Origin of the sequence: Chryseobacterium bernardetii, from assembly GCF_003815975.1 — a bacterium.
Lineage (GTDB): Bacteria > Bacteroidota > Bacteroidia > Flavobacteriales > Weeksellaceae > Chryseobacterium > Chryseobacterium bernardetii.
Genome location: NZ_CP033932.1, coordinates 2,591,747 through 2,605,644 on the forward strand (window position 1 = coordinate 2,591,747; position 13,898 = coordinate 2,605,644).

A 13,898-nucleotide genomic window follows, 5' to 3' on the forward strand; every position below is an offset into this window, starting at 1 on the left:
TCGGGTTTGAACAAGCCTACTATTCTTTAGGCTACTCATCCATTTGGCAACCGCCTAAAATAAGCTAAAACGGAAGCTTTACAGCCAAAGTTATGTCTTGTCGAAAACCAAATCCGGTTTTCGCACCCCTTTTGTATTTCTAATTAAATTAAAAATTTTCAAAATGAAATCATTATCAAAAATAGTGATGGTAATTACCGTATTACTATCATCAATAAACAGTTTCGCACAAATCAAGAATGCGAAAACAGAAACCGTAAAAATTTACGGCAATTGCGGTATGTGTAAAGCCACTATCGAAAAAGCAGGCAACTTGAACAAGATAGCCAGTGTAGAATGGAATAAAGACACTAAAATGGCTACACTCACTTATGATAGCGGTAAGACCAATCAGGACGAAATATTGAAACGTATCGCTTTGGCAGGCTATGACAGCGAGAAGTTTTTAGCTCCAGATGATGTGTATGCCAAACTTTCAGGATGTTGTCAATACAGCAGGGAATTAAAGCCGGTCGCAAAATCTAATGACGCAGGTATGGATATGAAAAATCAACACGCAAATCACAACGAAATGGCAACAACAAAAACTACCGATGCCCAAAATTTACCACAATTGAAAACTGTTTTTGACAATTATTTTTCAGTGAAAGATGCTTTGGTAAAAACTGATGCAGGCACTTCATCCACAAAAGCTGCCGATTTAGTGAAAGCCATCAAAGCGGTAGAAATGGCAAAACTTTCTACCAAGGAGCATAGCGTTTGGATGAAAGTGATGAAAGACTTGACTGCAAATGCCGAAAAGATTGCTGCTTCAAAAAATGTTGCCCAACAAAGGGAAACATTCGTTTTGCTTTCTAATAATATGTATGAGTTGGCTAAGGTATCAAAGCAGGAGATTCCTGTATATTATCAGCATTGCCCAATGTATAATAACGGGAAAGGAGCAAATTGGCTGAGCAAGGAAGAAGCTGTTAAAAATCCATATTACGGTTCTCAAATGCTAACCTGTGGTAAGGTAGTAGAAATGATAAATTAAAAACAAAGGAGGCTGTCTCAAAAGCGAGATAGCCTTTTTTATGCAAAAAAGGAAAGCCGAGGCTTTCCTAATTGTAGCAAATTTTGTAAATTGCTGTGTGTTAATTAATTAAAAGGTAGTCTTTAAAGATTACAATCCCAAAGAAAATTTGCTTTTTCCTCCGAATTTGTCGGAGTTGATTGATGACAAGCATCCTGTGAAAATAGTTTCAAACATTATCGATGGTTTGGATATTAAAAACTTAATCAAAACCTACAAACCGGGAGGAACATCGTCTTACCATCCGAAAATGCTTTTGAAAGTATTGATTTATGGTTATTTGAGTAACATTTATTCAAGCCGGAAAATGGAACAGGCATTGAAGGAAAACATCCATTTTATGTGGCTTTCGGCGATGAGCCGTCCTGATCATAATACTTTGAACAGGTTTCGAAGCGAGCGATTAAAGGGTGAAGTAAAAGCCATCTTTACACAAATTGTTTTGCTTTTGGAGAAGGAAGGTTTGGTAAGCCTGGAAACCACTTTTGTAGATGGGACCAAGATAGAGGCCAATGCCAACCGCTATACTTTTGTTTGGGGAAGAGCCATCAAGAAGCATCAGCTAAGAATTGCAGAGCAACTGGAAGAACTTTGGAATTATGCAGAAAGTGTGGCAAAAGAAGAGCTTCAAAACACTGAAAACATCGATTTTAAAGAGATTGATTCAGAAAAAGTAACACAAACCATCGACAAGATCAACGAGGTGTTGAAGGATAAAAAAATACCTTCGAAAGTTCGCCAGAAACTGAATTATGCCAATAAAAACTGGGCAAACAATTTGGATAAATACAAAAAACAACAGGCGATTTTACAAGCCAGAAACTCTTATTCCAAGACCGATACAGATGCTACTTTTATGCGGATGAAAGAGGATCATATGCGAAACGGACAACTCAAAGCGGCCTATAATCTACAGATTTCTACGAATAAACAATTTATTTTACATTATTCCATTCATCCCAATCCTACGGATACCAAAACATTGGAGTCTCATTTAAAAGGTTTTGAAGACAGCTATCATAAAGTTCCGAAAGAGCTCGTTGCCGATGCAGGCTACGGTTCGGAAGAAAACTATAACCTACTGAAAAACAAGAAAATAAAATCTTATGTTAAATACAATTACTTCAGAAAAGATCAAAAATCGGGACAAATAACCACTTCTCAAAACAATCCGAAGCTGGCAAAAATCAGGGAAAGGGTTTTCAAACTTCTCAATACCAAAAAAGGCATCAAACTCCGAAAACAGCGATGTCACGATGTTGAACCTGTTTTTGCAGAGCTCAAACACAACAAAAATTTTAAACGTTTTATGCTTCGAGGAAAAACTAAGGTCGAAGTAGAAATCGGCATTCTCGCCATTGCCCATAATCTCAAAAAAATGGCAAAAGCAGCCTGAAATAGACTGTTTTTTTGACTTTTTTAGCTTTGTTTTTCAAAAAATCAAAAATAGAAAACTTCAAAAATCGGATTTTTAAACAAAGCACAAAAAAAGACTGTCCTTTTGAGACAGCCTCTTTTTAGTAATTATAAAATTGAAATTTCTAAAATGGTTATTCAAAAAAATATTTATAAAAAACTGTTGCCAATAGTAATATTACTATTGGCAACTCAAATAATTTACGCCCAAAAAGTAGTGCGATACGAGCTGTATGTAAAAGATACGCTTGTAAACTACGCAGGAAAAGAAAAAAGAGCCATTGCCGTAAACGGTCAAATACCGATGCCAACGCTCACATTTACAGAAGGCGATACTGCCGAGATTGTAGTGCATAACCAATTAAAGGAAAGCACATCATTACATTGGCACGGCGTATTTTTGCCCAACAAAGAAGATGGTGTGCCTTGGCTTACACAAAAGCCAATTGAAGCAGGTTCAAGTTACACCTATCGTTTCCCAATTATTCAAAACGGAACACATTGGTATCATTCCCATTCAGGTTTGCAGGAACAGATTGGTATGTACGGCAGTTTTGTAATGAAAAAGCGTAATGACGATAAAACCTTTAGAAAAGGGATAGATGATTTGCCTACCGTACCCATTATTTTAAGCGAATGGACAAATCTAAATCCAGATAACATTAACCGGATGCTGCATAATGCAAATGATTGGGCGGCTATCAAAAAAGGAGCAACACAATCTTATGCAGAAGCTATTAGAGAAGGGTATTTTAAAACAAAATTAACCAATGAATGGAAACGTATGTTGGCAATGGACGTAAGCGATGTTTATTATGATAAAATATTAATCAACGGTAATCATACTACCGATTTAAAAACCGTTGATGGAAAAACACTAAAAGCCGGAGATAAAGTAAGATTAAGGGTGTCAAACGGCGGAGCCTCATCCTATTTTTGGTTACGATATGCAGGAGGTAGAATTACAATGGTTGCCAATGATGGTAATAATATAGAGCCAGTAGAAGTTGATAGATTAATCATTGCAGTTTCCGAAACGTATGATATCGTAGTAACCATTCCTGATGATGGCGTTGCTTATGAGTTTTTAGCCACAACTGAAGACAGAACACAATCTGCAAGCTATTTTGTAGGTAACGGTATCAAGCAATTGATTTCTCCGCTCCCACGATTGAAATATTTTGAGGGAATGAAAATGATGAATTATATGATGAAGATGAATGGCGATTTGGATGATATGGGTATGAAAATGAGCCTTAACCAAATGGATATGAATGTAGTGATGTATCCCGAAATTACAGGAGAAGCAAAGCAAAAGCAAGACCATAGCCAGCACAATATGAATATGGATAATGACCCCAACCGTTACAATGCAAATGCTTTAGGAGAAATCAAAACACTGAATTATGCAATGCTACAATCGCCGAATAATACCTCACTACCCAAAGATGCTCCTGTTAAAGAATTAAAGTTTACCCTTACGGGAAATATGAACCGCTATGTGTGGAGTATGGATAATAAAATACTTTCTGAAACCGATAAAATTCCTGTAAAGAAAGGAGAAATTTTACGCATCACCATTTACAATAATTCGATGATGCGCCATCCAATGCATCTGCACGGTTTCGATTTTAGGGTAATAAATGGCAAGGGCGAAAAATCTCCCCTTAAAAATGTAGTGGATATAATGCCAATGGAAACGGATACCATTGAGTTTTTGGCAAACGCAGAAGGAGATTGGTTTTTCCACTGTCATATCCTCTATCATATGATGTCAGGGATGAACAGGGTTTTTGCAGTGGATGATTATCAAAATCCATATTTACCCAACAAAAAACAAGCATACAATAAATTGCAGAGAGAAAGCAATATGCCTCACTTTATGGCACAGAATGATTTTGCAACCAATGGAAATGATGGTGACGCGATGCTTCAGAACGCAAGATGGAATTTAGGTACAGAATGGCGTCTAGGTTATAATGATATGCACGGTTATGAAGTAGAAACACACTTAGGTAGATACATTGGTAAAATGCAATGGTTTATGCCATTCATCGGTTTTGATTGGCGTTACCGAAAAATGGGTATGGATGAGCACGAAACAAATTTATTTGGACAGAAAAATGAAAAAGATACACGCAGAGCTTTTAGTCTAGGTTTTATGTACACTTTGCCAATGTTGGTTAATTTTCAGGCAGAAGTATATCACGATGGCATTGTACGTCTGTCATTAATGCGTGAAGATATTCCTATCTCTAAGAGATTAAGAGCGGGCTTTATGGTAAATACTGATATGGAATATATGGCAGAACTTAGATATATCATTACCAAAAACATTGGTATCCGTACACATTATGATAGTGATATGGGTTTTGGTGTAGGAATGGCATTTACATACTAAATAGCAGTTGGAAAAATGAACTATTAAAATGTTTATAATAACAGAACCTTAATTATACTAATTCAAACAATGCATAGTTATTTTCAGAACAAATAACAGTTTTAAAAAAACTTCTAATCTGTGTGCATTGTTTGATTTAAAAAAACATCAATGTTTCGGAACTAAATTAATTGATTTCATAGTTAAATATTGCAAAATTAGAAACAGAATTATCGAGATTGATAGCTGAAGACTGTTTCTTAGTTTGAGTAAAAGAGATTTAGGTTGTATATAAGTAAATTAAGTATAGATATAAAAACAAAATATGTATTAGCGTTTTGATATCATTACTTTGTGATGTTTTTTATCTAGAGCTCTGAAAAATTGATAGTCTTTTAAGACAAGATCGTTTTTTTATACAAACATCTAAATTTTTACAATCAAAGCGACCTTGTTTTTTGCATAGAATGCAAAGAAACTTCTTAACTCGTTTTTTAAAATATAATAAGATTTCAAATTAACTGCAAAGCTAATTCGATTATCCTCTTATAATGTAAGGAATGATTTTGATATAAATCAGTTCAAATATAATTTCTACAATGGTCTGAGTTACAATTACCACTCCAACTAATTGATTATCGGGAGCAGGTAGAGAAAGTCCTAAAGGTAAAACAACTAATGAATTTCGCGTACTTGTAGAAAAAGCTATTGCCCTCGTTCCATAAAGATTTACCTTAAATATTTTGGATGATAGCATACCAATAAATGGCGCACATATGGCAAATGCAATATAAATAGGAATAACAGTTAAAATAGGTTCAGGATTATTGTAAAGTGATGAAATTTGAGACGCAGTAACAACAAAAAATGTCAACGCCATAAATGGAACAGGCAACCAGCTCGAAAAGTCCATTATTGTATTTCCTATTTTATTATTAGATTTCGAAGCGGTTTGCGTTAAAACTGATAATATAAAAGGTATAATTATCAAGTAAATAAAAGATTTGACAAAAGGAGTAACTTGAATTATGTTGATTATTTCTCTTCCCAAAAAAATCCATAGAAATAAGGGTAACAACAACATCTGAATGATAAATAATAAGGGTGTTGAAGCTAAGACAGATTGAGAATCACCTTTTCCTAAGTACGTAAATACAATTACATAATCTATACAAGGTGTTAAAAGAACTAAAAGAACGCCAACACTAATTAAAATTGTTACAGGAAATATGCTTATTAAAACCCAAACAAGTAATGGTATAAGTATGAAATTTCCAACTAAAAGAGCTTTAAAAAAAGAAGGATTTTGAAATGTTTTTTTTAGTTTCAAAAATGGTATCTGACAAAACATACTATAAAGCAAAATTCCAATAACTGGTTCAATTGTATGCTCAAGAATTTTGCTATTACCCCAATTCAGTCCAATAATAGCACTTATTAAAAGTGTGACTATATATATACCAATCTGTCTTTTTTCGAGTATTTCTTTAGTAATCATTAGTTATAGCAAATTTTTTTAGATTGAATACTAAAATCCAATTCTATTTTAATACCGTCAACAACTTTAGTTTTTAATTAAGTTTTACCTTTTCATCCACTGACAGATATTGCAAAAGTATAAAAATCAAAGCATTCTATTCAGTTTAGTAACTTTGTATGTTCCAAGGAATTTATATGCAAAAACTTTTTTTAGTTCTCTCCTCTCAATAATTATGATTTTCAGGTTGGCAATAACCGTTTCTTTTTCTTAATAATTTGCAGAATATTTTTTCTGATTTATTTTTTACTAATCTTGTTTTTGGTTGCACCGTTTAATATGATGATAACAAATACAATAAAAACGAATGCTTTAACAAGATTGAAAAAAAACTTGTAAATCAATCAAAGAATCAATGAACTAAAGCTGTCTGAACCCAATTGTTGACTTGGGGAAAAATGGGAGAATGATACAGGAAGTAGCGCTGAAAAAATCAAATGAAAACTGTCCTAGTCTTCTAATTGTTAATCAAAAAGAACGCCTCAGTAGAGGCGTTCATATTTAAATTACTATGCTTTCTTTTTGTTGCCACCACAGCAAGAACCATCAGCATTGCATGACTTCTTCTCATTAGATGTCGTGGAATTTTCATCAATCTTACAAGAAGGTTCTTTCTTCGATTTTGAAGTATTGGACTTTTTTTTCGATACAGAAGTTTTTTCTGCGTTTTTCACTTTTGGCTCTGTTTGTTGAGCATTTACATTTATAGTTAAAGTAAGCAATAATACAGCGATTATACTTTTCATATTTATTGTATTTAATTGTTAAAAAATTCTAGATATAACAAAACTCTCACTTCCTTATCTTTTGATAAATCTAGAGGGGTATAAAATTTAAATCTTAGATTTTAAATTGAAATTTAACATAAAATTTTGGAGGATGCCAAATATCACAATTTCCTAATAAAAGGTAACATTGATTTAAGCCAAAGTTATTTTTGCTTACTAAATTTGTTATTGAGTGACTCTGCTTTAATATATCAGAAATCAATATGTTTAATTTAAAACAACAAGTAAACGAAGAACAACTTTGCTCCTTGCACTTGTCTTTTTTCTTTTTAGCATTTGTAGGTTTTGAACAGGACTTAGCACATTGTTCAGATTAAAATTTTGCATAAACAATACTAACTGTCGGAGTGGCAATAAGACTTATTATATAAAAACTTGTTATAAACGCTAAAAATTTCATTTGACTGTAAAGATAGTAAATAAGATTTTAAGATACTTTAGTGATAAAGGAGCTCGGATTTAATTTTTTTTGATGGCAGTTGCTACAATGGTCTATTTCCTTTATAAAGCTTATAAAGCCATTGTATTTTTCAGACTCAAAGATAAATATATCTACTGTGCAATCGATTCTGAAATGGAGATCTTATTACGAAGGCTATGCTCCGTTGATTAGGATTTTGAGAACGCTCATTATAATTGATAAAAATCACATTGTTCAGAACATCGATATTTTTAGTAATTTGATATACTAAAGAATATTGCATCCTGCAGTTATTGTATTATCAATTGGTATTTATCAAACCCACCAAGACTATATTAAAGTCAAAAAAGAATATAAAGAAACCGAGGAGGTTCTACAACAATGTTCAGATCGCTATTATAAAGAAATAGCTATTTCGAAGTAAACAAAATATATTTGCAATGATTCTCAATCTATTTGGGTTTCCATTGTTATTAGTTTTTATCCCTTGTTATTTAGGGATTTTGAATAAGACTTGATGAAGTAATACTCATATAAAATAAACTATTCTTTAGGATTTTCAATCTTTAAAAATTTCAGCAACATTTAAATCCAATTGCTTACACAACTTTAATAGCGTAGAAAATTGAAAATCCTCTTTACCATTTTCCATGTCACTGATTTTAGAACGATCAACCTTCGCCTTATCAGCCAACTGTTCTTGTGTTAAACTCTTTTCAATTCTTTTATTCTTTAAAGCTTTACCTATTGCTTTATAGGTAGCTGTGAAATTATCACTCATTTTTTTTATTTTTTTTGTGGTTATATTGCCACATTTAATAATTATTACTATATTTGCTCAAGCGATTATAAAATATAACTGGTTAAAATTTAACCATGTAACGATGTTTCTCGTTCCGTAAAGTCCTATTAGCAGACGAGAGTATCGTGAAATCGCTCCATGTCGAAAAGTTTTCTACTTTTGCATACGGCATGCGAGCGGTCTTCACGCAAGCTTTCATTTGCAAACAATATTTTATTGTTAGGGTCGTAGGACACCCTCGGATTGAAAGTGTGAGACCGCTCCTTGCTTTTTGTGGCACAGCTATCTTACATTCACACATTGTTCCCGATATATATAAAACTATATTTATGAGAACGATCTTTTCAACGATTCTGCTTATTTGTCCACCAGAGTAGCTGGTGAGCATTGTAGAAAAAATTACTGCTCTATATATATCATTTTAGCCCAATAAAATTAGGTGAGGAATAAAAGCCCCACTAATATATATCCGACACACTCCGAAATTCCCTTAATAGTTAGAGGAAGCCAGACTACACTTTAAACTCACACTTTAAAAGTACTTGCTTTCTTTTAATTTTCCAAATTATTTTTCAGAACGAAGGGAATTTAATACAAAAGTACATTGCTAAATGGGAGAGCTGTTTTTATTTGTGGTAAAATATATTTCTCACTTATGACATTTTACAATGAGGTGTACAACTCATTGCGGCTTAACAGGCTTTAACGAAACACAATTTTCATTCATATTAATTTTTTATGATTGTTTGGGTAGGAGGTTTTCCACCACCACGGATGCCTCCACTCAAGCATATCATTTCAAGCAACAACTAAAACAGATATAAGACACAGATAATTTACAGCAACCCTTAGAAAAAGAAAAAGCCCTTTCCTCAGTTTGCAGACCACAGGAAAGAGCATAAGAGTCATTAATAATCATTAAAAACCTATTCAAAAATATGAAAAATATTTTTTGCAGGGGATCTATGTCCCTTACTTTTACACTTGTGGTGGCAACCACATCCTTTGCCCAGAACAAGTCTCTTAAAATTGGAGATTCCCTTCCTGAAAGTTTTTGGACAACACCTTTACAGGTTGTCAACCATCCTCAGAAAACCATCAATCTTTCAGAGGAAAAGAACAAATTAATACTGATTGATTTTTGGACGACTTGGTGCAGTGGCTGTCTGATGAGCCTCCCTAAAATTGAAGCCTTACAGCAAAAGTTTGGAAACAAAGTAAAAATACTTCCTGTAAGCAGTCAGGATAAAGCTGCTTTGGATAAATTCTTCTCTTCATCCAATGGAAAGAAGTACAAAAGTATGACGTCTACGTATGAAGACAAAAAGCTTCACGAACTATTCCCACACGCAGGTGTTCCATTCATCATTTGGATAAAAGATGGAAAACTATTCAACTCCACCGATGCAGGACAGCTTACTGAACAGACTATCACTGAAGTTTTGAACGGTGATAAGTCGTCTTTGCAGACCATTATCCAAATGGACAGAGCAAGACCATTGATGCTTTCAGAAGATTACGACCGTCAAAGAAATGTCGAACTCCTCAATTATTCATTTTTTGCCAAAGGACAAATCCCTGATATTGGTGCAGGAGGAACGTATCGCAAAACAGCATCAGGCAAAATTCACGGAAGACAGTTTACCAATCTGTCATTATGGGATATATATTATCCTATAGGATACGAGCTTATCAAACAGCAAGATAAAATATCTTTCACGGAAAAAAGGATAATTATCGATGTCAAGGAACCTAAACAATTAATGTCGATAGAAAAAGCAGACGGCTCAAATGATGGAGCAAACCTTTATAATTACGAATTCATTATCCCAGAACAAAAGTCTGATTCTCTATACAATTATATGCTTGAAGATTTGAATCGTTATTCCGGCTATACCGTGACCCTTGAGAAAAGACCTGTACAATGTTTTGTATTAGTAAGAACAAGCACGAAAGACAAACTGGCAACCAAAGGAGGAGAAAAACGCTCCACATTTCCACAAACCCCATCCATCCTTAAAAATGTACCTCTTAAAAATATGGTCAATATGCTCAACGGCGAGATTCCCATCAAGGAATTGTTTATCGATGAGACAGGATACACAGGGAATGTAGACCTGGAGGTTTCGGGAGTCAAAGATATTGCCACCTTAAAAAAAGAGCTTCAGAAATACGACCTTGACCTGATACCTCAAGAGCGTCAGGTTTTGATGATGGTCATCAAAGACTCGCGGAAATAAACATTCCCACGCATGAACAATCATTGAATTTACATTAATGCAAAACTATATCAGACTATGAAGAAATTATTAGTGCTTCCCGTCCTATGCTATTGTGTGCCAATAATGGCACAGCAGATGTTCACGGGAAGCGTTATCGACGAAACAACCCGCTTACCCGTATCAGGCGCAACCATCGCCATTCAAAACTCAAAAATGGTTACGACTACGGACAGATATGGAAACTTCAGTCTTACCACCAATAACAAAAAGATTAATCTTGTGATACTTGGAAGAGGTTATGAAGAACAGATCATTGTTTTGGAGCTTCCTTTAAAAGAACCCTTAAAAATCAATCTCTCTGAAAAGGTAGCCCAAATTGATGAGGTAGTACTTACAACAGGTTATCAGAAAATCCCTAAAGAACGTTCCACTGGTTCTTTTTCATCGGTGAGTAATTCAGCCTTAAATACACAGGTTTCCACCAATATCCTTGACCGTTTAGCTGCCACAGCTAATGGAATCGTCATCAACAAAGGGACATCTCAAGGCGGATCACAAATTATGGTCAGAGGTCTGAGTACGATTCAGGGACCTAAATCGCCTTTGATTGTGGTTGATAACTTTCCCTACGATGGTGATATCAGCAATATTGACCCCAACATTGTTGAAAGCATTACCGTTCTCAAAGATGCCGCCGCTTCGAGCATCTGGGGAGCAAGAGCCGCCAACGGTGTAATTGTTATAACTACCAAAACGGCAAAATACAATCAGCCTGTGACGGTTAATTTCAACACTTACTTAATGACCAGTCCCAAGCCTGATTTTAATTATCTGAAAACAATGTCAAGTGCAGACTTCATTGATGTTGAACAGGAACTATTCAAGAAGAATTTTTACAACACCGATATCAATTCCACAAGTCATCCTGTATTATCTCCAGTGGTTGACCTTCTGAACAAGGAAAAGAAAGGACTGCTTTCACCTGAATATGTAAGAAACGAAATAGAACGCCTGAAGACGATTGATTCCCGTGACCAATACCGTAAGTATATGTACCAGCCTTTGGAGAACAGGCAGTATTCACTGAGTATGGCGGGTGGTGCTCCTCAGTTTTCTTGGACTTCATCTTTAGGGTACGATGACAATACCGGAAACTTAGGAGAAAAATACGAACGTGTAAACCTCCGCTTTCAGAATACCTGGCAACCTCTAAAGAACCTTACACTGAATACAGGAATCTTTTTCACGCACTCAGCAACTCAAAGCGGACGCAGTGCCTTTGGAAGTATTATTATGAAAACCAATGCTGTTCCCTATATGGAAATGGCAGACGCATTCGGAAATCCGTTAGCAGTTTCAAAATCTTATGAGCAGGGTTATAAATCAGCATTAGGCAACGGGAAATTATTGGACTGGAATTATTATCCGCTAAACGATTGGGAGCACAATACAGCCAAAAGCAAAAGCTCGGAGATCATTCTCAACGCAGGATTGAACTATAAACTACTAAAAGGATTGGATGTTGATATTAAATATCAGTATCAGATAACCGCAGGACTTTCCAATACAATGTATGTTGAGGGAAGTTACTTTGTAAGAGATTATGTAAATAGGTTCACAGTCATTAATTCCGATGGCAGTCTGACCTACAATGTACCCAAAGGTGCAATACTGGATAAGACCAACTCGCAATTGCACATCAACAATTTTCGAGGACAGCTCAATTTCAACAGAGGTTTTGGCAAACATCAGGTGTCGGCTATTTTGGGAAGTGAAGTAAGAGATTCCAATTCACAGTCGAGCAATAATCGATATTATGGTTATGACCCCAACAATCTTTCCTTTGGAATGGTCGACCTCAGCAAGAGATTCCCAATCATTGCAGGAGGTACAGCTTTTATCGATAATCTGAATTCTTTGAGAGAATCGACCAATCGTTTTGTATCAGTCTATGGCAATGCAGCCTACACCTATGATAACCGATATACCATATCGGGAAGCGCCCGTCGTGATGCCAGCAACTTGTTCGGTCTAAAAACCAATGACCAATGGAATCCCTTTTGGTCGGCAGGACTTTCGTGGAATGTAGCCAATGAGAAATTTTATGCTATAAGCTGGCTTCCGAATCTGAAGCTAAGAGGTTCTTATGGTTTCAATGGAAATATCAATCCTGCAATGGTTGCCGTAACAACAATGGCATTACTCGGTGTTTCAACATACACGCAGGAGCAGATGGCGAGATTTGACAATTACTACAATCCCCAACTTCGGTGGGAAACGGTCAGAATGATCAATGCAGGATTGGATTTTGCAACCAAAAACAACAGAATCTCAGGTTCTGTGGAGTATTTCCAGAAAAAAGGAGAAAATCTTTTCGGACAGGTTCCGTTGGACTATACTATTGGAATAAGCAGTCTTGTATGGAATGTTGCAGGAATAGAAGGAAAAGGTGTTGATGTTGAACTTAAGACCATCAATATCAACAAATCTTTTAGATGGTTGACCACACTTAACTTCAGTACCTACAAAGATAAAGTGACGAAATACTATCCGAGCAGTACGATGGCAAGGAACTTCGTACTTGCTTCTGTTCCCATATCTGGAATTGAAGGCTTGCCTGTCTATTCTATTTTTGGCTATCAATGGGCAGGGCTTGATCCCCAGACGGGTGACCCAAGAGGTTATCTTAATGGAGAGGTCAGTAAAGATTACGCCAATATAATGGGAGGTGATGTCAAAGATCTGCAGTATTTCGGTTCTGCTGTACCTACTGTTTATGGTTCTTTCACGAATACATTTGTTTACAAGCAATTAAGCCTTGATGTAGGAATTACTTATAAACTGGGGTATTATTTCAGAAAACCATCCATTAACTACACGAGCTTATTCAGGGAATGGAACGGTCACAGCGATTATGAACAAAGATGGCAGAAACCGGGTGATGAAGCTTTTACCAATGTGCCTTCCAACCTTTATCAGACAAATTCCAACAGAGATGCATTCTATGCAGGTTCGGCTGCTCTCATTGAAAAAGGCGACCACGTTCGTCTGCAGTACATCAATCTTGCATATGAGATCAGCAAAAGACAATGGCAAAGTTTGCCGCTCAAAAGTCTTCAACTGTATGCCAATGTGAGTAATCTCGGAATACTCTGGCAAGAGAGCAAAAGTGGAATCGACCCTGATTTCAATTTGGGAAACAATACCTTAAAACCTCCTATGACCTTTACCTTAGGATTAAAAGCTAAATTTTAAAA

8 protein-coding genes are annotated in these 13,898 nt (G+C 35.4%); 5 read left to right on the forward strand and 3 right to left on the reverse strand.

Translation table 11 applies throughout. From position 1 onward, the window contains the following. Positions 1-163: 163 nt before the first annotated feature. The 3 genes from EG339_RS11925 (at position 164) to EG339_RS11935 (ending at position 4,892) form a co-directional block, all read left to right on the forward strand. Positions 164-1,036, forward strand: a complete 873-nt coding sequence (locus EG339_RS11925) for a DUF3347 domain-containing protein (RefSeq protein WP_072996594.1) — start codon at positions 164-166, stop codon at positions 1,034-1,036. Between the two features lie 148 nt (positions 1,037-1,184). Then, on the forward strand, positions 1,185-2,471 hold the full coding sequence (locus EG339_RS11930; protein ID WP_072996593.1) for an IS1182 family transposase: 1,287 nt from the start codon (positions 1,185-1,187) through the stop codon (positions 2,469-2,471). A gap of 150 nt (positions 2,472-2,621) precedes the next feature. Continuing rightward, on the forward strand, positions 2,622-4,892 hold the full coding sequence (locus tag EG339_RS11935; RefSeq protein WP_123870277.1) for a multicopper oxidase family protein: 2,271 nt from the start codon (positions 2,622-2,624) through the stop codon (positions 4,890-4,892). A gap of 517 nt (positions 4,893-5,409) precedes the next feature. On the opposite strand, the gene EG339_RS11940 is transcribed toward EG339_RS11935, so the two are convergent. From EG339_RS11940 to EG339_RS11950, 3 genes are all read right to left on the reverse strand, one after another. Continuing rightward, positions 5,410-6,369 carry an arsenic resistance protein gene (locus tag EG339_RS11940; RefSeq protein WP_123870278.1) on the reverse strand — a complete coding sequence of 320 codons (960 nt, stop codon included), beginning with the start codon at positions 6,367-6,369 and terminating at the stop codon, positions 5,410-5,412. Between the two features lie 548 nt (positions 6,370-6,917). Then, entirely contained in the window at positions 6,918-7,154 is a 237-nt protein-coding gene (locus EG339_RS11945; RefSeq protein ID WP_123870279.1) for a hypothetical protein, read from the reverse strand. A 1,022-nt stretch (positions 7,155-8,176) separates the two neighbouring features. After that, a complete protein-coding gene (locus EG339_RS11950) occupies positions 8,177-8,398 on the reverse strand; it encodes a helix-turn-helix domain-containing protein (RefSeq protein WP_123870280.1) in 222 nt (73 codons plus the stop codon). A 959-nt stretch (positions 8,399-9,357) separates the two neighbouring features. On the opposite strand from EG339_RS11950, the gene EG339_RS11955 reads away from it, so the two are divergent. Both EG339_RS11955 and EG339_RS11960 read left to right on the forward strand, forming a co-directional pair. Beyond that, positions 9,358-10,659 (forward strand): TlpA family protein disulfide reductase, encoded by a 1,302-nt coding sequence (locus EG339_RS11955; protein WP_123870281.1) that lies wholly within the window; start codon positions 9,358-9,360, stop codon positions 10,657-10,659. 57 nt (positions 10,660-10,716) lie between these two features. Further along, positions 10,717-13,896: a SusC/RagA family TonB-linked outer membrane protein gene (locus EG339_RS11960; protein WP_123870282.1), complete on the forward strand. Its 3,180-nt coding sequence runs from the start codon at positions 10,717-10,719 to the stop codon at positions 13,894-13,896. The last annotated feature ends 2 nt before the right edge of the window (positions 13,897-13,898 follow it).

Excerpts from the sequence above, each read along its gene's own strand:
- EG339_RS11935 (WP_123870277.1), top strand. The coding sequence starts at position 2,622 with ATGGTTATTCAAAAAAATATTTATAAAAAACTGTTGCCAATAGTAATA.
- EG339_RS11925 (WP_072996594.1), top strand. The coding sequence starts at position 164 with ATGAAATCATTATCAAAAATAGTGATGGTAATTACCGTATTACTATCA.
- EG339_RS11940 (WP_123870278.1), bottom strand. The coding sequence starts at position 6,369 with ATGATTACTAAAGAAATACTCGAAAAAAGACAGATTGGTATATATATA.
- EG339_RS11960 (WP_123870282.1), top strand. The coding sequence starts at position 10,717 with ATGAAGAAATTATTAGTGCTTCCCGTCCTATGCTATTGTGTGCCAATA.
- EG339_RS11950 (WP_123870280.1), bottom strand. The coding sequence starts at position 8,398 with ATGAGTGATAATTTCACAGCTACCTATAAAGCAATAGGTAAAGCTTTA.
- EG339_RS11955 (WP_123870281.1), top strand. The coding sequence starts at position 9,358 with ATGAAAAATATTTTTTGCAGGGGATCTATGTCCCTTACTTTTACACTT.
- EG339_RS11945 (WP_123870279.1), bottom strand. The coding sequence starts at position 7,154 with ATGAAAAGTATAATCGCTGTATTATTGCTTACTTTAACTATAAATGTA.